Annotated in this window: 16 protein-coding genes and 1 riboswitch; of the genes, 11 read left to right on the forward strand and 5 right to left on the reverse strand. The window is 61.9% G+C overall.

Annotated elements, in window-relative coordinates:
- The first annotated feature begins 81 nt into the window (after positions 1–81).
- Both HJC00_RS08915 and HJC00_RS08920 read left to right on the forward strand, forming a co-directional pair.
- Positions 82–654 (forward strand): CarD family transcriptional regulator, encoded by a 573-nt coding sequence (locus HJC00_RS08915; RefSeq protein WP_011427211.1) that lies wholly within the window; start codon positions 82–84, stop codon positions 652–654.
- Positions 655–1,027: 373 nt separating this feature from the next.
- Complete coding sequence (locus tag HJC00_RS08920) at positions 1,028–1,891, forward strand: RNA polymerase factor sigma-32 (protein WP_011427212.1); 864 nt, start codon at positions 1,028–1,030, stop codon at positions 1,889–1,891.
- Positions 1,892–1,943: 52 nt separating this feature from the next.
- On the opposite strand, the gene HJC00_RS08925 is transcribed toward HJC00_RS08920, so the two are convergent.
- On the reverse strand, positions 1,944–3,488 hold the full coding sequence (locus HJC00_RS08925; protein WP_221154802.1) for a M48 family metalloprotease: 1,545 nt from the start codon (positions 3,486–3,488) through the stop codon (positions 1,944–1,946).
- 383 nt (positions 3,489–3,871) lie between these two features.
- Positions 3,872–5,410 carry an MDR family MFS transporter gene (locus HJC00_RS08930; RefSeq protein WP_221163865.1) on the reverse strand — a complete coding sequence of 513 codons (1,539 nt, stop codon included), beginning with the start codon at positions 5,408–5,410 and terminating at the stop codon, positions 3,872–3,874.
- Between the two features lie 114 nt (positions 5,411–5,524).
- Here HJC00_RS08930 and HJC00_RS08935 point away from each other — a divergent pair, with 114 nt between their 5' ends.
- The 3 genes from HJC00_RS08935 to HJC00_RS08945 all read left to right on the forward strand — a co-directional run bounded on the left by HJC00_RS08935 (position 5,525) and on the right by HJC00_RS08945 (position 8,590).
- Entirely contained in the window at positions 5,525–6,052 is a 528-nt protein-coding gene (locus tag HJC00_RS08935) for a MarR family winged helix-turn-helix transcriptional regulator (protein ID WP_210632704.1), read from the forward strand.
- A gap of 63 nt (positions 6,053–6,115) precedes the next feature.
- Entirely contained in the window at positions 6,116–6,766 is a 651-nt protein-coding gene (locus tag HJC00_RS08940) for a thiamine diphosphokinase (protein ID WP_221163866.1), read from the forward strand.
- 3 nt (positions 6,767–6,769) lie between these two features.
- Positions 6,770–8,590: an ABC-F family ATP-binding cassette domain-containing protein gene (locus tag HJC00_RS08945; RefSeq protein WP_221163867.1), complete on the forward strand. Its 1,821-nt coding sequence runs from the start codon at positions 6,770–6,772 to the stop codon at positions 8,588–8,590.
- Positions 8,591–8,653: 63 nt separating this feature from the next.
- Here the strand turns inward: HJC00_RS08945 and HJC00_RS08950 are convergent, their stop codons facing one another.
- The gene (locus tag HJC00_RS08950) at positions 8,654–10,513 is read right to left on the reverse strand and encodes an ABC transporter ATP-binding protein/permease (protein WP_221163868.1); all 1,860 of its coding nucleotides are present in this window, start codon (positions 10,511–10,513) and stop codon (positions 8,654–8,656) included.
- 153 nt (positions 10,514–10,666) lie between these two features.
- A riboswitch (SAM riboswitch) is annotated at positions 10,667–10,744 on the forward strand.
- Positions 10,745–10,792: 48 nt separating this feature from the next.
- Between HJC00_RS08950 and metA the strand changes: the two genes are divergently transcribed.
- The 6 genes from metA (at position 10,793) to HJC00_RS08980 (ending at position 16,790) form a co-directional block, all read left to right on the forward strand.
- Positions 10,793–11,716, forward strand: a complete 924-nt coding sequence (gene metA, locus HJC00_RS08955) for a homoserine O-succinyltransferase (protein WP_210632708.1) — start codon at positions 10,793–10,795, stop codon at positions 11,714–11,716.
- 118 nt (positions 11,717–11,834) lie between these two features.
- A complete protein-coding gene (locus HJC00_RS08960; RefSeq protein WP_210632709.1) occupies positions 11,835–12,857 on the forward strand; it encodes an aldose epimerase family protein in 1,023 nt (340 codons plus the stop codon).
- 235 nt (positions 12,858–13,092) lie between these two features.
- Complete coding sequence (locus tag HJC00_RS08965; protein WP_210633050.1) at positions 13,093–13,869, forward strand: GntR family transcriptional regulator; 777 nt, start codon at positions 13,093–13,095, stop codon at positions 13,867–13,869.
- Positions 13,862–14,893: an SIS domain-containing protein gene (locus HJC00_RS08970; RefSeq protein ID WP_210632710.1), complete on the forward strand. Its 1,032-nt coding sequence runs from the start codon at positions 13,862–13,864 to the stop codon at positions 14,891–14,893. The genes HJC00_RS08965 and HJC00_RS08970 overlap by 8 nt, the downstream gene beginning before the upstream one ends.
- Positions 14,893–16,044 (forward strand): N-acetylglucosamine-6-phosphate deacetylase, encoded by a 1,152-nt coding sequence (gene nagA, locus HJC00_RS08975; protein WP_221163869.1) that lies wholly within the window; start codon positions 14,893–14,895, stop codon positions 16,042–16,044. Before HJC00_RS08970 ends, nagA begins: the two co-directional genes overlap by 1 nt.
- Positions 16,045–16,061: 17 nt before the next feature.
- Entirely contained in the window at positions 16,062–16,790 is a 729-nt protein-coding gene (locus HJC00_RS08980; RefSeq protein WP_221122915.1) for an SIS domain-containing protein, read from the forward strand.
- A gap of 47 nt (positions 16,791–16,837) precedes the next feature.
- Here HJC00_RS08980 and HJC00_RS08985 read toward each other — a convergent pair whose 3' ends face one another.
- On the reverse strand, positions 16,838–18,034 hold the full coding sequence (locus tag HJC00_RS08985) for an FAD-binding oxidoreductase (protein ID WP_221122914.1): 1,197 nt from the start codon (positions 18,032–18,034) through the stop codon (positions 16,838–16,840).
- 56 nt (positions 18,035–18,090) lie between these two features.
- Positions 18,091–18,891 carry an amino acid ABC transporter ATP-binding protein gene (locus HJC00_RS08990; RefSeq protein WP_221154808.1) on the reverse strand — a complete coding sequence of 267 codons (801 nt, stop codon included), beginning with the start codon at positions 18,889–18,891 and terminating at the stop codon, positions 18,091–18,093.

An 18,891-nucleotide genomic window follows, 5' to 3' on the forward strand; every position in this document is an offset into this window, starting at 1 on the left:
ACGGATGCAACCGTCTCAACCGGGCCTGACTGACCCGGCTCCGGCCGCCGCCGGAAGCGTAACAGGGAGTTTTTGAATAGAATGACGACTCAGCAGAAAAAGCCTTCTACAGCACGTCACGGCTTCAAGACCGGTGAATCGATCGTCTACCCCGCTCATGGCGTCGGTACCATCACCGCTATCGAAGAGCAAGAAGTTGCCGGCATGAAGCTCGAACTTTTCGTTATCGATTTCGAAAAGGACAAGATGCGCCTTAAAGTTCCGGTCGCGAAGGCGATGAGCATCGGAATGCGCAAGCTTTCGGAAACGGATTTCGTCGATCGTGCGTTGAAGGTTGTGCAGGGCAAGGCGCGCGTCAAGCGCACCATGTGGTCCCGCCGCGCCCAGGAATATGATGCCAAGATCAATTCCGGTGATCTGATTTCCATCGCTGAAGTCGTGCGTGATCTCTATCGTGCAGAGAACCAGCCCGAGCAGTCCTATTCCGAGCGCCAGCTCTACGAAGCAGCGCTCGATCGCATGGCGCGCGAAATCGCCGCTGTCAACAAGATGTCGGAAACCGAAGCCGTCCGCCTCGTCGAGACCAATCTCAACAAGGGTCCGAAGCGCGGCAAGGCGATTGAAGAAGACGATTCGCAGGACGAAGCCGCTTAAGGCAAGCCTGTCTCTCCCAAAAAAACCCGGCCGTCGCGCCGGGTTTTTTATTGGAACTTTTTCCCGACTGACGCGTTTACCACACGTAATTGCGGACTGCTCGTCGGGCGCAAACTCGTCGGGCGAACTGCTATTCCGTCAATATTCGGTGAGGAGCGGATCATGCCTTTTCAATATTGCCCGTTCGGCAACGTGAAGAAACAGGTCCGACCCAGCCGTCTTAGCGGCACGTGATGAGAGATAGGGCCTCTCCCTGAAAAGTCCAGGGGTGAGGCCCTTTTGCATTCGGAACCCCATTCAGTCCGGACAGCGATGTTCCGGAACGTGAGTTTTATTGTCCATTTTGAGGGCGAAGGCCTTTCGGGAGATCGAAATGAAGAACATGTCTGCAGATCGGCGCATGATCAAAATCGCGATGGCCGCCCCCTATCTCGCCCGTCAGGAAGAGCATGATCTCGCCACCCGCTGGAAAGATCACGATGATCGCGGTGCACGCAACCAAATCGCCATGGCGCATATGCGGCTGGTTATCTCCATGGCTGGCAAGTTCCGCAATTTCGGTCTGCCGATGAGCGACCTCGTGCAAGAGGGCTATGTGGGCCTGCTGGAAGCCGCCGCGCGTTTCGAACCGGAACGTGACGTGCGCTTTTCGACCTATGCCAGCTGGTGGATCAGGGCGTCGATCCAGGACTATATCCTGCGCAACTGGTCGATCGTGCGCGGCGGCACCAGTTCGGCGCAGAAGGCGCTGTTCTTCAATCTGCGCCGTCTGCGCGCCAAGCTCGCGAGAGGCGATACGCAACTGACTCTGCAATCCATTCATCAGGAAATCGCCGCTGCCCTCGGCGTCAGCCTCGCCGATGTCCAGACCATGGATGCCAGGCTTTCCGGCAACGACGCTTCGCTGCAGGCGCCTTCCGTCTCCGGCGATGCCGAGAGCGCGGAAAAGATGGATTTCCTCGTCAGCGACGATCCGCTGCCGGACGAGCAGGTTTCCAATATGATCGACGGCGAGCGCCGCCGCGTCTGGCTCGCTTCGGCGCTGAAACATCTCAACGAACGTGAGATGAAGATCATCAGCGCCCGGCGCCTGGCGGAAGACGGCGCCACGCTCGAAGAACTCGGCGCCGATCTCGGCATTTCCAAGGAGCGCGTGCGCCAGATCGAAAGCCGGGCGATGGAAAAGCTTCGTAGCGCGCTGGTCAGCGCCGACCCGCATATGGCGGCCTACGCCTGAACTTCTTTACCCTCCAGCAGCACTGCCTGGCCCGGCGCAAGCCGGGCTTTTTTCATTCGGCGATGATTTTGACGCGATCGCCAGGGGAAACGGCCGCACCCGTCGGCAGGGCATTGATGAGCTTGAAGAGATCAAGCTTGCGATCGGTGCCCATCATGCGCGCGGCAAGCGTCGAGATGTTCTCGCCTGGCCGGACCGTGACGACACGAATGCGCAGCGGCTTCAGCGAGGCTGCCTCCGCCGGTGTCATGCGCCGGAAACTGGCGCGCAGAACATTGGCCGTCGGTTCGAGGGCGTCGCTGCCCTTCGGTACGGCGGTCAGGAAACGGAAGATCTGCGCATTGTTGCGGATGACGGTGACATCGAAATCCCAGCGGTCGGCACTTGCGCGAGCGGTGGCTGCTTCCATGCCATTGACGGTGATCTGTTGAATGGTCGATGGGTCGAGACCGGTCACCCAGCCGCTGGAGATATAGTTTGTGAGGCTCTGGTTCTGGTTGTCGGCAACGCCATCGAAGCGGACGGCGATGTCGTTGGGGCCGGTGGCCATCACGGCTTCGACCTTATTGTCGATCTTGAAGTCCGCCGGTACGTCGAAGCGGATGCCGAGGCCGCCATGCAGGAAAGTCTGGCCGCGTACGTAGCCTTCTTCCGGACTGTCGCCATAGAGCAGGCCGTCAATGCCATCGAGATAATAGTCGCGACCCTTGTCGCCGACCCTCCCTTCCTGGCCGAAGGCGCGCGCATGGGTGCGGGCAAGCTCGATGCGCTGGGCGGAGTTCGGATGGCTCGAGAGGAAGTCGAGGCTCTGGTCGGCTTCCGGGTCGACCGACATGAAGCGGCTGTAGGCCGCCATCGAATCGAGGAAACGGGCGGCGGCATAGGGGTCGTAACCGGCTTCGCCGAGCATGCGCACGCCGATGACATCGGCCTGCAGCTCCTGCTGGCGGGAGAAAGCGGCAAGCCTGAGCTTGCCCCGGGCAAGCGCCTGCTTGCCGGCGATGTCGCTCGATAGGACCTCGGCGACGACGCGGCTGGCGATGACTTCGGCTTCTTCGCGCTTCTGCCGCTCGATACCGTGATTCGCTGTCACGTGGCCCATTTCGTGCGACAGCACAGCGGCGACTTCCGAGGCGTCGTTGGCAAGGGCAAGCAGACCGCGGGTGACGTAGAGGTAGCCGCCCGGCAGCGCGAAGGCGTTGATCGCAGGCGAGTTCAGGATGGTGATACGGTAGGACTGGCTCGGATTTTCCGACACCGCCGTCAGCGCGCCGGCAATGCGGGCGACGAGGCGCTCGGTCTTGGCATCCTTGTATTCGCCGCCGTAGCTTGCCACGATGCGCGGATGCTCGCGGGCACCCATCGCCGCGCGCGGATCGTTCTTCTGCACCTCGTCGACGATCTGCGGATTGGAGGAAGGCGAGATGCTCGGCTGGTAGGATTGTTCGATCAGCGACTGACACCCGTTCAGCGCCATTCCGACGGTTGAAAGCAGCATCAGGCGGCGGGCGAAGCGCCGCGTCGCAGAGATGACATCACTGGAAAGCGCGGGCGATTTCCACGTCGTCAAGCTGTCCAGTCTGGTTCTCTGCATCATGTCGCTGTTTTGCCGGTTTGCCGCAGATGGAGACCGGCCTTGGCAAGGGGAACTCAACAGGTGCGCACCCCTGATCTCGCGCCGCATGCTAGGCCGATACACGTCGTTGCTGTAACTGATTTACGCATCGGTTGCATAGCGAGACTCTGTTTAATTGTGGCGCCGTTGCATTTTAGCAAGCCTCAGGCATCGAGGTCTCCCTTCGCTCGGATGAAATTATGGCGAAAGTTCCGTCACCAGTCATAGATTTGTCAGAGGCGCGGAAAAAGAACGGCATGATTGAAGCAACAGGTGGGATAACGGCAGCCCTGCGAGAAAATCGCAACTTTTGATCTATCTATGCGATAGAGAACGTCTGCTGGTGCATATTCCCATTATGTAGTCTATTCCGCCGCTTCCGCCGCCGCCGATTGCGGTCGCTTCGTTTCGCCGGTGCGCGGCAGTTGCACGGGCTTCAGCGTCATTGCGGCAGCAAGGCCGATCAGGGCAATGGCGCAGGAAGTCATGAAAAGGGGCGAGAAGGCGGCGGCATAGACATCTGCGACGGCCTGGCGGCTCGCTGCGGGAAGGGCGGCCATCATCTTCGGCGTCAGCTGTTCGATATCGGCAACATCGGCAATGGGAGCGCCGACCTTGCCGAGCCCGGAGGCGATGATCGCGCCATAGATTGATATGGCGATCGAGGCCCCGCCCATGCGCGAGAGTGTCACCGAGCCGGTGGCGGCGCCGACGTCGCGGGCGGGGGCGGCATTCTGCACGCCGATGACGGGGACCTGCTGCGCAAGGCCGATGCCGATGCCATGCAGCATCATGATCGCGCCGATGAAGGCGATCGGCGTTCCCGCATGGACCTGCGGCATCAGCGCGAAGGCAATGGCGCTGCAGGTGAGGCTTGCGATGGCGAAGGGTTTGTAGCGACCGGTCATCGAGATGATACGCCCGGCCGACAGCGACCCGCAGACGAGACCCCCGGTCAGCAGAATGAAGAGAAGGCCGGCGGCCGATGGCGAAAGGCCGGTCGTCGTCTGCAGGAAGAGAGCGAGATAGTTGACCATGCCGATGGCGATGGCGCCGCCCATCACCGATATTACCAGCAGCAGGCTGAAGGTTGAATTGCGGAAGAGCTGCAGCGGAACGATCGGCTCCGGCGCGCGGCGCTCGACGAACACCCAGGTGACGGCGCAGACGGCGCCGAAGGCGACGATCCCGATACTCTGTGGTGAGATCATCGAGCCGAACAATTCGCTGCTGTCTGTGGCAAGCACGATGCTCGTCGTCGTCAGCGCGATCAGCAGCGCGCCGGCATAATCGATCTTCGGGCGCCGATGCGGCTTGCGGTAGGGCAGCATGAAGGCAAGCCCGGTGAGCACGACGAAACCGATCGGCACGTTGACGAGGAAGATCGAGCGCCAGCCGAAGAGATCGCTCATCGTCCCCCCGAGCACCGGGCCGATCGCGCCTGAAGCCATCAGCACGAGGCTGGAATAGCTTTGATAGCGCGCCCGCTCGCGCGGCTCGAACAGATCGGCGTTGACGGCAAAGATCGACACCATGATGCCGCCACCGCCGAGGCCCTGCAGCACACGAGCGGCGATCAGCGTATTCATCGAGACAGCCAGGCCGCAGACTGCGGAGCCGACGGTGAAGATTCCGATCGCCGTCATCATCACATATTTGCGGCCGAAGAGATCGCCGAGCTTGCCGTAGAGCGGCATGACGGCGCTGAGCGCCAACAGGTAGGCCGAGCCGATCCAGCCGAGACGCTCGAGATGGCCGAACTCGCCGACAATTGTCGGCAACGCCGTGGAGACGATCTGATTATCAAGCGTCGCCATGAACATGGCGGTCATCAGAAAGAAGAAGAGGATAAGCCGGCGACGAGGGTCCGTCACGAGCGGCGCAGGCGCGGGTTGCATGTCCATGAGGCATATTTCCGGGTTCGAACTATTTTATGTGCTATCAGCATGTAATTGTCAACGGCACATGAGTGACCCCGGCATATTCAATTTTGACCTCCGCTCTGCTATGGTTCGGTCATGAATGAGACGCTGACGAAGATCCTGTCCAACAGTCGGGCCGAGCCGGACGATGAGAACCTGCCTCGCATCGGCAGGAGCATGGCGCGCATGCGCCTGATGACCGGCCGACGGCTGATCGGCAGGCTGGCGATCCAGAGCGCCGCACCGGGCCTTGAGCTCTCCCACCTCGACGTGCTCGACGCCGTGCGCCGGGCTGGGTCGCCCGGCGAGGTCACCGTCGGCTTGATCGCGGAGATGCTGCGCATCGACCCGTCGCGCGCGAGCCGGGTGGTGGCCGAGATGGTCGGACGCAACGTCTTGCGGCGCGAAGCCTCCCAGGCCGACGCGCGGCGGATCGTCGTCGTCATCACCGACGCTGGCCAGGCGCTGCTTGCCGAGATCCATGCGCAGAAAATGGCCATTATCTCCGAGATCGTCTCCGATTGGCCACGCGAGGATATAGAGCGTTTCGCGACGCTGTTCGAACGTTTCATCGGTGGCTACGAGGCAATCTTTCTCTCGCGCGACAAGGACACGCCCGGTTGAGGCGAAAGCCGTCCGTCGGTGCCCCTTCCCCTCGCCCCCCCGTTTGCGCTAAGGGCAGTGCCCATGAGCCAATCCACCTTCACCATTCTGCTCGGCGGCGAACTCAGCCTGACGGAACGCCTGCGCCACGCGATCGGCGGCAGCCGCTTCATCGCGGCCGATGGCGGCATGCGGCATGCGATGGCGCTTGGTGTCATGCCTGAGCTCTGGGTCGGCGATTTCGATTCGACGCCCCCCGAGCTCGAAGCGGGTTTTCTCGATGTGCCGAAACAGCCCTATCCCGCAGCGAAGGCGGCAACGGACGGCGAAATCGCCGTATCGGAAGCGATCGCACGTGGCGCGCGGCGGCTGATCCTCGCAGGCGCGCTCGCCGGCGAACGCTCCGACCATGCGCTTCAGCATCTGCTGTCGGCTGTCGGCTTGGCGGAAAAGGGTTTCGACGTACTGCTGACCTCGGGCAAGGAAGAGGCAGTGCCGCTGGTTCCCGGCACGATCGAGCTCGATCTTCCCAAAGGCAGCCTGTTTTCCGTGCCCGGATTTGGGCCGCTGACCGGACTTTCTATCGAGAATGCGCGTTATCCGCTCACCGATTTCAATCTGCCTTTCGGCTCGTCGCGCACCATTTCAAATGTCGCGGAAGGCAAGGTTCGCCTTTCGCTCGAGAACGGCCGGGCGATCGTGCTTGCCCGCCCCTATGATCTTTCCGGAGTCTGATTTTTGGCCCCTCCCATTCTGAAACTCGACGATATCTTCCTGAGCTTCGGCGGCGCACCGCTGCTGGCGGGCGCTTCCCTGCAGGTCGAGCCCGGCGACAAGATCTGTCTCGTCGGCCGTAACGGCTCGGGAAAATCGACGCTGCTGAAGATCGCCGCCGGCCTGGTCGAGGCGCAGTCCGGCGAAGTTTTCCGTCATCCGTCCTCGACGGTGCGCTATCTCGAACAGGCGCCGGACTTTGCCAGTTTCAGCACCGTTCAGGCCTATGCCGAGGCTGGTCTGGGACCCGGCGACGACCCCTATCGCGTCACCTATCTTCTGTCTCACCTCGGCCTCACCGGTGAGGAGGATCCAAATACCCTTTCCGGCGGTGAATCGCGACGGGCCGCCCTTGCCCGCGTGCTGGCGCCGGAGCCCGACATTCTCCTGCTCGACGAGCCGACCAACCATCTCGACCTGCCGACCATCGAATGGCTGGAAGGCGAGTTGCAAAAGACGCGCAGCGCCCTGGTGCTGATCTCGCACGACCGGCGGTTCCTCGAAAAAGTTTCGACGGCAACCGTCTGGCTCGATCGCGGCGCCTCGCGCCGGCTCGACAGGGGCTTTGCGCATTTCGAAGCCTGGCGCGACCAGGTGCTGGAGGCCGAGGAGCTCGAGCAGCACAAGCTCGGCAAGGCAATCGAGCGCGAGGAGCACTGGCTGCGCTACGGCGTCACGGCCCGGCGCAAGCGCAATATGCGCCGTCTCAGCGAGCTGCAGACGATGCGCTCGCAATATCGTGGCCACAAGGGCCCGCAGGGCACGGTGCAGGCGGCGATTTCGGATGCGCAGGAATCCGGCAAGCTGGTGATCGAGGCCGAGAAGATCACCAAGAGCTTCGGCGACCGGGCAATCGTCACACCGTTCTCGATCCGCGTCCATCGCGGCGATTGCATCGGTCTCGTCGGGCCGAACGGCGCCGGCAAGACGACGCTCCTGAAAATGCTGACCGGCCAGCTTTCGCCGGACGGCGGCACGGTGAAGCTGGGCACCAACCTGGAGATCGCCACCCTCGACCAGAAGCGCGAGGACCTCAAGCCCGAGGAGACGCTTGCAAACTACCTGACCGACGGGCGCGGCGAAAACCTGCTCGTCAATGGCGAGCAGCGCCACGTCACCGGCTACATGAAAGAATTCCTGTTCCAGCCGGAGCAGGCGCGAACACCGATCAAGAGCCTCTCCGGCGGCGAGCGCGCCCGGCTGATGCTGGCGCGCATCCTGGCGCGCCCGGCAAACCTCCTGATCCTTGACGAACCGACCAACGATCTCGACATCGAGACGCTCGACCTTCTGCAGGAAATCGTCGCCGGCTTTCCCGGCACCGTCATCCTCGTCAGCCACGATCGTGACTTTCTCGACCGCACCGTAACCTCGACGATCGCGCCCGCCGTGCCGGATGCGCCCGACGGCCGATGGATCGAATATGCCGGCGGCTATACGGACATGTTGGCGCAGCGCAAGGGCGCTCTCGAAGAGCGCAGGAAAGCCGAGAAAGCGGCGGAGAAACCGAAGACCCAGGAGACAACAGCTTCCGGCGCAGCCTCGAAGGGCAAGCTTTCCTTCAAGCAGAAATTCGCGCTGGACAATCTGCCGAAGGAAATGGCCAAGGCCGAGGCCGAGATCGCCAAGCGCGAACTTGTCATGGCCGATCCCAATCTCTTCACGCGCGACCCCGTTGCCTTCAACCGCCTTGCAGGCGAGATGGAGAAGCTGCGAGTCAGCCTGACCAAGATGGAAGAGGAATGGCTGGAGCTCGAAATGCTGCGGGAAGAACTGGAGGGCTGAGACTCTCGCACTCAGCCGCTTGCGTCACGTTGTAGGCAGGGGTCCTGCCGATAAGGGGGCGTCCTAAAGCGCCGGCGCGGGGACGGCGGCTGCGCCGGCACTGGCGCTGGCGCCGGTGGTCTGGGCGACCTGCTGCTGCGGCTCTTCGGATCTCGAGGGCAGAGCCTGCAGATGCAGCACCCGGGGCTGCAACGCCTCCAGATAAGTTTCAGAGCGGCCGATATAGATCATGCCGATTTCGGGCATCGAAGTCAGCACGCTGCACATCGTTACCTGCCATTCCGGCTCCATGCCCTCGAGCACTTCGTCGAAGATGATCCAGCGCGGGCGCACCAGCAGCAGGCGCGCGAAGCCGATCGCCTTCTGTTCATCGCCGTCGAGCAGCTTGTCCCAGCGGGCGCGGGTATCGAGCCTTGCGATCAGAGAGTGCAGGTCGGCCTTTTCAAGGGCCGCCTCGACCGCAGCTTGCTCGTAGGCATCGGCGTTTTCGGGGAAGGCCAACGCCTCGCGCAACGTGCCGCCCGGAATATAGGCGATTTGCGGAACGAACAGCATGTCGTCGATCGGCGGCAGACCCATCGTGCCGCTGCCGCACGGCCAGAGCCCGGCCAAGGCCTGGAACAGCAGCTTGCGGTTGACGCTATGATCGCCGTTGATCATGATTTTTTCGCCGGCCTTGATCACGATATCGGTTTCTCGCAGGCGAAAACCGCCGCATTCCTCGATGTCTTCGCCGATCTTGGCATTGATCACCACATCCTTCAGCGTCAGCCTGTCGGCGGCGGTGTCTTCATAGGCAATGCTGCCCTTCACGCCAAAGCCCTCGTCCATGTCGAGCAACGCCTGGCGGAAGTCGGTGACGCGCATCAGCGTGGCACGCCATTCGGCGATCGGGCCGAAATTGGCGACATACCAGCGCAACGCCGTATTGACCTGGTTGAAGGCGCCGACCGACATCATCAGCTGGCCGAGGGTGAGGCCGCCGGAAAAATAGGCGGGTGCGGCAACGATGATCGGAATGACGATCACCAGCCAGCCGTAGCCGGCCGAAACCCAGGTGAGATTGGTATTGGCCATGGCGAGCCGCTTGACGACCCTAAGTACCGAACTGATGTCGGTATTGATACGCCGGCGTTCGTTCTCCTCGCCGCGGGCGACGGTGATCGCCGGCATGTTCTCGTTGGCATGCATCAGCGTGAAACGAAGCTCGGCCTCCTTCGAGAACCGGTCGGCATTGAGCTTGACCAGCTTGCGGCCGACGACCTGGCTCAACACCGAGGCGGAAGCTGCATAGAAAATCGCCGCCCAGACCATATAGCCCGGTATGGAGAAGCTGTGGCCGCTGATGTGGAAGATGAAGCCGCTCGAAAGCTCCCAGAGCACGCCGATGAAGCTCACCAGAAGAATGGTCGATTGCAGCAGGCCGAGGACGAGCCCGGTCGTGCTTTCGGCAAGGTTGCGGGAATCCTCGTGCAGGCGCTGATCCGGATTGACGCCGATCAGGCCGCTGGAGGCGAGCCGCAGCGCCCGCTTTCGCTTCAGCCACTGGTCGACGAGATCGCGTGACAGGCCTTCGCGCATATAAAGCGCGGTCATCTGGTTCAGCCAAGCCTGCAACACGTTGAGCAGCAGCAGCGTGCCGGCGATCATCGCGAAGATTTCGAGCTGGTGGAAGAATTCGCCGAGGTCGCGGCGCTCGAGCGAATCGTAGAAAGGGGCGTTCCACTCATTGAGAATAACCTGGCCATAGGCCGTCGCCAGGATGACGAGGATCAGCACGGTCGCCAGAAACAGCACCTTGCCGCGAACTTGCGAATTCCAGAATGCTGAGAACATCACACCGAGGCGATATGTCAGGCTGAAATCATACCCTACCCTATCCTGCTTCCGGATGCCTGGCCTCCCTTCGATCTTGTCTGCCATCACGCTTTTCCAACACCGCCCATACTGTCATTATTAACATGGTGGCGTTACCGGTCTATCAACAGATTCTATCAGTCATTAAAGTGTGATGATTCTTGACGGGCCACTCCCGCATGCATTCGGAGTTGATTCGCGGCTCAACTGGGACTAATTAAGGCACTCCGTGGTGATTTGGCCGGCCGGCTTGCAGCCACGTTAAAAAAGTCGCTAAAGGGCCGCGTGCGGACCGGTAGCGATTTTTTCGCCGCCGGTTTTTTATTTTTGATCGAGTTGACCGCAATGCCCATCAAGATCCCCGATACGCTGCCCGCCTTCGAAACCCTGGTTCAGGAAGGCGTGCGGGTGCTGACCGAGACGATGGCGATCCGTCAGGATATAAGACCGTTGCAGATCGGCCTGCTCAACCTGATGCCGAACAAGATCAAGACCGAACTGCAGATGGCCCGTCTCGTCGGCGCTTCGCCGCTGCAGGTGGAGCTGTCACTCATCCGCATCGGCGGCCACAAGGCAAAGAACACATCCGAAGATCACCTGCTCGCCTTCTACCAGACCTGGGAAGAGGTGAAGCAGCGCAAGTTCGACGGCTTCATCATCACCGGAGCCCCGATCGAGCTCCTCCCCTATGAGGACGTTACCTATTGGGCAGAAATGCAGGAGATCTTCAATTGGACGGAGACCAACGTCCATTCGACGATGAACGTCTGCTGGGGCGCGATGGCGGCGATCTATCACTTCCACGGCGTTCCGAAATACGAGCTGAAGGAAAAGGCCTTCGGCGTCTACCGGCACCGGAACCTGAAGCCTTCCTCCATCTATCTGAACGGCTTTTCCGACAACTTCGAGGTGCCGGTGTCGCGCTGGACCGAGGTGCGCCGCGCCGACATCGAGAAATGCGAAAGCCTGGAAATTCTGATGGAATCGAGCGAGATGGGCGTCTGCCTCGTGCATGAGAAAAGGGGCCGGCGGCTCTACATGTTCAATCATGTCGAATATGATTCCACCTCACTTTCGGACGAGTATTTCCGCGATGTGGATGCCGGCGTGCCGATCAAGATGCCGCACAATTACTTCCCGCATAATGATCCGGCACTTGCGCCTCAGAACCGCTGGCGCAGCCACGCGCACCTCTTGTTCGGCAACTGGATCAACGAGATTTACCAGACGACGCCCTATGACGTCGAAGAGATCGGCATGGATCTTTAATGGAATTTCTTTCTGACCTGCCTGGTTGCGGTTTGGAACAAATGCGGGCAGGTTCCGGTCCGGAACCCTATAGCGCCGCGCGTTTTTATCGGACGCGCAAAGGAACGGACAGTCGATCATGTCGGATAAGTTGGAGCGGGAAGTTTTTGGGCAGACGAAGGCGGGCGAGACCGTCTATCGCGTCGTCATCAGGGGCGGCGGCCTAACGGCCAAGATCATCACCTGGGGTGCGGTCATCCAGGATCTGCGCCTTGAGGGTCATGAGGCGCCGCTGCAACTCGGCTTCGAGGATTTCGACAGCTATCCTCTCTACTCGGCCTATTTCGGCGCGACGCCCGGCCGCTGCGCCAACCGTGTCGGCGGCGGCGCCTTTACGCTCGACGGCAAGGACTATCAGCTCGAGCCGAATGAAAACGGCGTCACACATCTGCACGGCGGCAGCGACAATATCGGCAAGCGCAACTGGACGATCGTCGAGCATGCGGTCGACCGCCTGGTGATGAAGATCGTCGATCCGGACGGCCGTGCCGGTTATCCCGGCAACTGCACCATTCAGGCGACGTTCCGGGTGCACGGCAATGGTGAACTGTCGATCACCTATGAATCGACCAGCGATCAGCCGACGCTCGCCAATGTCTGCCAGCACGCCTATTTCAATCTCGACGGCCGCGATGATGCACTGGGCCACGACATCATGATCGCCGCCGATCACTATCTGCCGACCGACGAGAAGCAGGTGCCGACCGGCGAAATCCGGCCCGTTGCCGGAACCGAATTCGATTTCCGCGAGATGGCCCCGATGAAGCGTTTCGTCGGCAGTGAACAGGTATTGTACGACCACAATTTCTGCCTGTCCCGCGAACGCACCGCCAAGCGGACCGTGGCACTCGCCCGCAGCCTCTATTCCGGCGTGTCGCTGGAAGTGCGCAGCACCGAGCCGGGCGTACAGTTCTATGCCGGCTTCAAGCTCAACACTGGGGCTCCCGGCCTCGGCGGGCGCAAATATGGTCCGTTCGCCGGCTTCTGCCTGGAGACACAGATCTGGCCGGATGCGATCAACCATGAGGGCTTCCCGAATGCGGTCCTGCGTCCAGGCGAAGTGCTACGCCAGGAAACGGACTACATCTTCACCAAGAGCTGAAGCGTTCTAAAGCGCGTCACGATCTTTCAGATTCGCTCCTCGCGCTTTAGGTTTTTGTTTACGCAAGTCGGTATCGCAAAACCGCCGCACACGTTTGCGCGGACATGCTCTGAGACGTACGGCTGTCAAATTTGACCGTTATTGAACCCTCTTCGGATTGCCGGAGAGGGTTTTTTCTTCTGCCCCTCAGATTCAGGCTTGCCGATTGGTTCTATATAGGTTCTATTGTGTGTCCATGGATAGAACCAGTCTAGTAGCTGAACTCAATAGACGCAGCCTGCGCGACGACGCGCTGACCGGCCCACTCTACAAGCGGCTGGCGCAGGTGCTGACCAGCCTCATTCAGGAAGGCTTGCTGAAGCCCGGCACGGCGCTGCCGGGCGAGCGTGACCTTGCCGAGGCTCTCAAGCTCGGCCGCGTCACCGTGCGCACCGCCTATCGCGACCTCATGGCGGCGGGCGCATTGGAATCGCGCCACGGAAGCGGTACTTTCGTATCGAGCAAGGTCGAGCGCATGGAACAGTCGCTCTGGCGGCTTTCCTCCTTCTCCGCCGATATGCGTTCGCGCGGCCGGTTGCCGGCCGCGCGGATATTGTCGCGAGAGATCAACACGCCGTCGCCGGAAGAATCCTTCCTGCTCGGCCTCGGCGGCGACGAGCCGGTGCTGAGGCTCGACCGGCTGCGCCTCGCTGACGGCTTGCCGCTGGCGATCGAACGCGCCGTCGTGCCGGTCAAGTTTCTGGGGAAGAATGCCGGCGGCGAAGGATCGCTCTACGATGCGCTGGCGGCGAATGGCCATCGGCCGGTGCGCGCGCTGCAGCGGTTGACCGCCGTCACGCTCGATGCATCCTATGCTGCGATGCTGAACGTCAAGGCAGGCGCGCCGGCGCTTCTTATCGAACGTGTCTCGCGCCTGGAAGACCAGCGCGTCGTCGAATACACCCGCTCGCATTATCGCGGCGATGCCTATGACTTCGTTGCCGAATTGAGAATTGGAGATGACCATGAGTGAGAACCAGTCGCTGATGCTGCAGGAAGCAGGCGAATCACCCGAAGTGGTGGCCACGCTTCTCGAAAAGGAAAAGCCAGTCTTTGCCGAGATCGCCCGTCTGTTTTCGTCCGCCCGTCCGAGCGTGGTGACGACGGCCGCGCGCGGCTCCTCGGACCATGCCGCCACCTTCTTCAAATATCTCTTTGAGATCACCTGCGGCGTCCCAGTCGCCTCGGTCGGCCCGTCGATCGCTTCCGTCTATGGTGCTGCCCTCCACCTGCAGGGCGGCGTGCATTTCACCGTCTCGCAGTCGGGCGCCAGCCCCGACATCGTCGCCCTGCAGGAGGCCGCGAAGAAGGGGGGCGCAACGACGATCGCCGTCGTCAACGTCACCGACAGCCCGCTTGCCAGGCAGGCGGATATCGTTCTCGGCCTCAACGCCGGCGCGGAAAAGAGTGTGGCGGCGACGAAATCCTTCATCGCCTCCGTCGCCGCGCTCACCGGGGTGACGGCTGCGATCGGCGGCGCGTCCGACCTGCAGGCAGCGCTGGAAAAACTGCCGGAGGCGCTTTCGGCGACCGCCGGGATCGACACGGCGGCGGCCGAGGAGGTGCTGCTCCATGCGACCTCGCTCTATACGGCCGGCCGCGGCCCGGCCTTCGCGATCGCGCTCGAAGCGGCGTTGAAGGCCAAGGAAACCTCGGGCCTGCACGCCGAGGCCTTTTCGCTGGCTGAACTGATGCATGGCCCGATGCGCCTGGTGCAGCCGGGCTTTCCAATCGTCGCCTTCGCGCCCGACGATGCTGCTTTGGCCAATAACGGCAAGGCGCTGGAGCGCCTGCAGAAGCTTGGCGCCACCACCGTCGGCTTCTCCACGCAGCCGCTCTCCGGCATCAATCTGCGCGTGCCGACGACGGGCAACGGTCTCGTCGATCCGCTGGTGTCGCTGCTCGTCTATTACCGACTGATCGAATCGGTGACGCGCCGCAAGGGCTTCGACCCCGACCGGCCGGCCAACCTGCTCAAGGTGACGGAGACGGTCTGATGGGACGCAAGATCTTCGTCGGCGCCCGGATCTTCGACGGCGAGCGCTTCCATGACGACAAGGCACTCGTCCTTGCCGACGGCCGCGTCGAAGCGATCGTCGCGAGAAACGACCTGCCCGATGGCGAGATGGTCACTCTTGAGGGCGGCGTCCTGTCGGCCGGCTTCATCGATGCGCAGGTCAATGGCGGCGGCGGCCGAATGCTGAACGACGAGCCGTCCCCGGCGTCGATGGAGATCATCGCCGGCGGGCATCGGCCTTATGGCACGACGTCGCTGCTGCCGACCTTGATCACCGATACATCGGAGGCGACCAATGCCGCCATCGAGGCGGCGAAGGAGGCTGTGAAAAAGAACCGCGGCGTCGCCGGTCTGCATCTCGAGGGCCCGCATCTGGCACCGGCCCGCAAGGGTGCGCATCTGGCCGAGTTGATGCGGCCGGTGGAGGACCGCGACGTCAAGGCCTTCATCCGGGCACGTGAGTCGATCGGCACGCTGCTCGTCACCATCGCAGCCGAGCAGGTGACGGTCGCCCAGGTGCGCGAGCTTGCGGAAGCCGGCGTCACCGTCAGCATCGGCCATTCCGATTGTTCGAGCGAGGCGGCGGAGGAACGTTTCGATGCCGGAGCGCGCGGGGTCACGCATCTCTTCAACGCCATGAGCCAAATGGGACACCGTGCTCCCGGCCTCGTCGGCGCGGCCATCGATCATCCCGCAACCTGGTGCGGCATTATTGCCGACGGCCATCACGTCGATCCGAAGGCGCTGCGCACGGCGTTGCGTGCCAAGCGCGGCGAAGGCAGGTTGTTCTTCGTCACCGACGCGATGTCGCTTGTCGGCTCGCAGCAGGACGCATTCACGCTGAACGGACGCACTGTCCGGCGCGAAAGGGGCGGCTTCTGCTCGAAATTGGTGCTTTCCGATGGAACGCTGGCAGGCTCCGACGTCGACATGATTTCGGCAATCCGCTACGGCATCACCTATCTCGACCTGGCGCTCGCCGAGGCGCTGCGCATGGCGACCCTCTATCCCGCCCGTTTCCTGAGACTTGCCGATCGCGGCCATCTTTCACCGGGCGCGCGTGCCGATCTCGTGCACCTCACCGATACGCTCACCGTCTCCGCCACCTGGCTTGCCGGCGAAGTTGCCTGAATTCAAGGAGAAGTAGGATGACCGAGATTACCGATGCCTATTTCTCCAACCTTATCGGCCGGCTGGAAGAGCTGAAGCAGGCGCTTGCCGAGCCGATGGCACAGGCTGCGGCGGTCATTCTCGATGCCGCCCGCGGCGACAAACGTGTCTATGTCTTCGGCACCGGCCATTCGCATATGCTGGCGGAAGAGGTGCACTATCGTGCCGGCGGACTCGCCTTCACCGTGCCGGTGCTCGTCGGCTCGGCGATGCTGCACGAGGGGGCGGTCATCAGTTCGGTCTATGAGCGCACACAGGGTCTGGTGCGGCCGATGCTGGAGCGTTACGGCATGCAGCCGGGCGACGTCATTATCATCGCTTCCAATTCGGGGGTGAACGCCGCGCCGATCGAGGCCGCCGATTATGCGCGCGAAATCGGCGCAAAGGTGATCGCCATCACCTCGATCGCCTATTCCTCGGCCATCGCCAATGGCCGCCCGCGGCTCGCCGAGGTCGCCGACGTGGTGCTCGACAACGGATTGCCGCCGGGTGACGCTGTCGTCGATCTCGAAGGAACGGGACTTAGGGTCGGACCGGTCTCGACGGCGGTCGGTGTGACCATCATCAACGCGATCTTTGCCGAAGTTGCCTCGGAGCTTTCGAAATCCGGCAATGCGCCGGTCTATCTCAGCGCCAACATGCCGGGCGCGGCCGAGATCAACCAGAAGCTCGTCAAGATATACCGGCCGCGCAACCCGCATCTCTGAGAGGATAAAGGAGCCTGCTGCTGTCGCAGGCACGGTTCGTGACGCGATCAAGTGGTGAGGATTGAGCTGACCATACGGGCCGTCCGCGGTGCCAGCGTCAAGCCGATATGCCCGTGTCCAAAAGCAAACACGACGTCCCTTCCTCCTCTTGAAGGCCGGATGACGGGAACGGAATCGGGCATGGAAGGGCGAAAGCCCATCCAGCTCCGGCTTGGTTCACCAAGTGTCGGGAAAATCCTGCGGGCGTTTGCCAGTAACACTTCGAGGCGCCTTGGGTTCGAAGGCGCGGTGAGACCTCCGAGTTCCACGGTGCCGGCGACGCGCAGCCGGCCACGCATCGGGCAAAAGTAAAATCCATGATGCGTCGGGCACACCGGTCTTTCCACCGGCGGTGTTTCCATATCGAATTCCAGATGATAGCCGCGCTCGGTGTCCAGGGGGACCCGCTCTCCGAGCTGCAGAGCCAGGCCGCGGGAATGAGCGCCGGCAGCGATCACCGCGGCTCGGGCGTGAATGCTGTGGGCTGGAGCCATCATCCTCACTCCGTTCCGCTCGCGCGAAATAGCCGTCACGGAGTCCCGTACGAACTCGACGCCCGCTTGTCTGGCGGCGGCGTCCATCACGCTCATGAGTTCGCCGGGATCGGTGAAGTTTATCGCTTTCGGAAAGAAAAGCCCTCCGCCATGGGCCTGCGGCAGTCGAGGCTCCAGGCTTTGCACCTCGCCGGGAGTGAGGAGCTGCTGCGCGATCCCGTAATTTCGGCGAAGCCTGACATCCGAAGCGGCCGCCTTGAAGGCCTCGGGCGTCTGGTAGAGGTAGAGGCATCCCTTCGCCCTCAGGAGATCGGATGCGCCGATCTCTGCTGCAAAGTCGAGCCATTCCGATGAAGCGTCGGATAGAAGGTCGGCGATGCGGCGCGTATTGTCTCTGTATCTGTGAGGGAGGGATTCGTAGGCAAAACGCATCAGCCATGGAAACAGCGTGGGCAATGCCGCCTTGCGAATGGACAACGGGCTGTCTGAATTGAGAAGCAGCGAGGCCAGGTTTTTAAGGACAGCGGGCGTGCCGACGGGAATGATTGCATAGTCGGCGATCGTTCCTGCATTGCCGTAGGATGCACCCGAACCGGGTTTGTTCGGTTCGATCAGGACGACATCGCGACCGTCGGCACGCAGCCGCAGAGCGGTTGTCACGCCGATCACGCCGCCGCCGATGACGGCGATATCTGTTGTTAGCTTGTTCATCAGATGTGGATTTATCTTTAGAGAAACGAGGCTTGGATGCCTGATCAGACCAAGAGCTAACCTGGGGAAGCGTAACGCGCGACATAGGCAGCCGTGCGTGCTTCCCTTGGACGGTCAAACACATCTCCGGCGGTTCCCTGCTCGATGATAAGACCGCCATCGATGAAGACGACCCAATCCGATACCTCCTTCGCAAAGGGCAGCTCGTGGGTGACCAGGATCATCGTCATGCCGTCAGCGGCCAGTTCGCGCATGACGCGGAGCACTTCGCCGGTGGATTCAGGATCGAGTGCCGACGTCGGCTCGTCGAACAGCAACACCGTTGGCTCCAGCGCCAGAGCGCGGGCAATCGCCACACGCTGCTGCTCGCCGCCCGACATCTGCTCCGGATAGGCCATCGCCCGTTTGGCAAGGCCTACTCTCGTCAGAAGTTTCACGGCCCGTTCCACGGCTTCTCTTTCGCCGATCCCGGCTGCATGCATCTGAGCGAGAACGACGTTCTCCACGGCGCGCAGATGCGGGAACAGATTGAAGCGCTGAAACACCATGCCGACACGTTGCCGAAGCTTGGCAAGGTTGCGGCAGGCCACCTCGCCATCGGCAAAGATCGTCTCATCCCCGACGGTGATCGTTCCCTGATCGGGACGCTCAAGCAAATTGACGCAGCGCATGAGGGTGGTCTTTCCTCCACCGCTCTGGCCAATGATGCTCACGATTTTGCCCGTGGGAACCTCGAGATCGACGCGGTCAAGCACCAGGCGCCCGTCGAAAGACTTGCGCAATCCGCTGATCTTGACGGCGGGTCGACCGGCCGGCTGATTTGACACAAAGGCAGATTTGGCAGCAGTGGTGGTCAT

The sequence above is a fragment of the Rhizobium sp. NLR22b genome, from assembly GCF_019685295.1.
Taxonomy (GTDB): Bacteria; Pseudomonadota; Alphaproteobacteria; order Rhizobiales; family Rhizobiaceae; genus Rhizobium.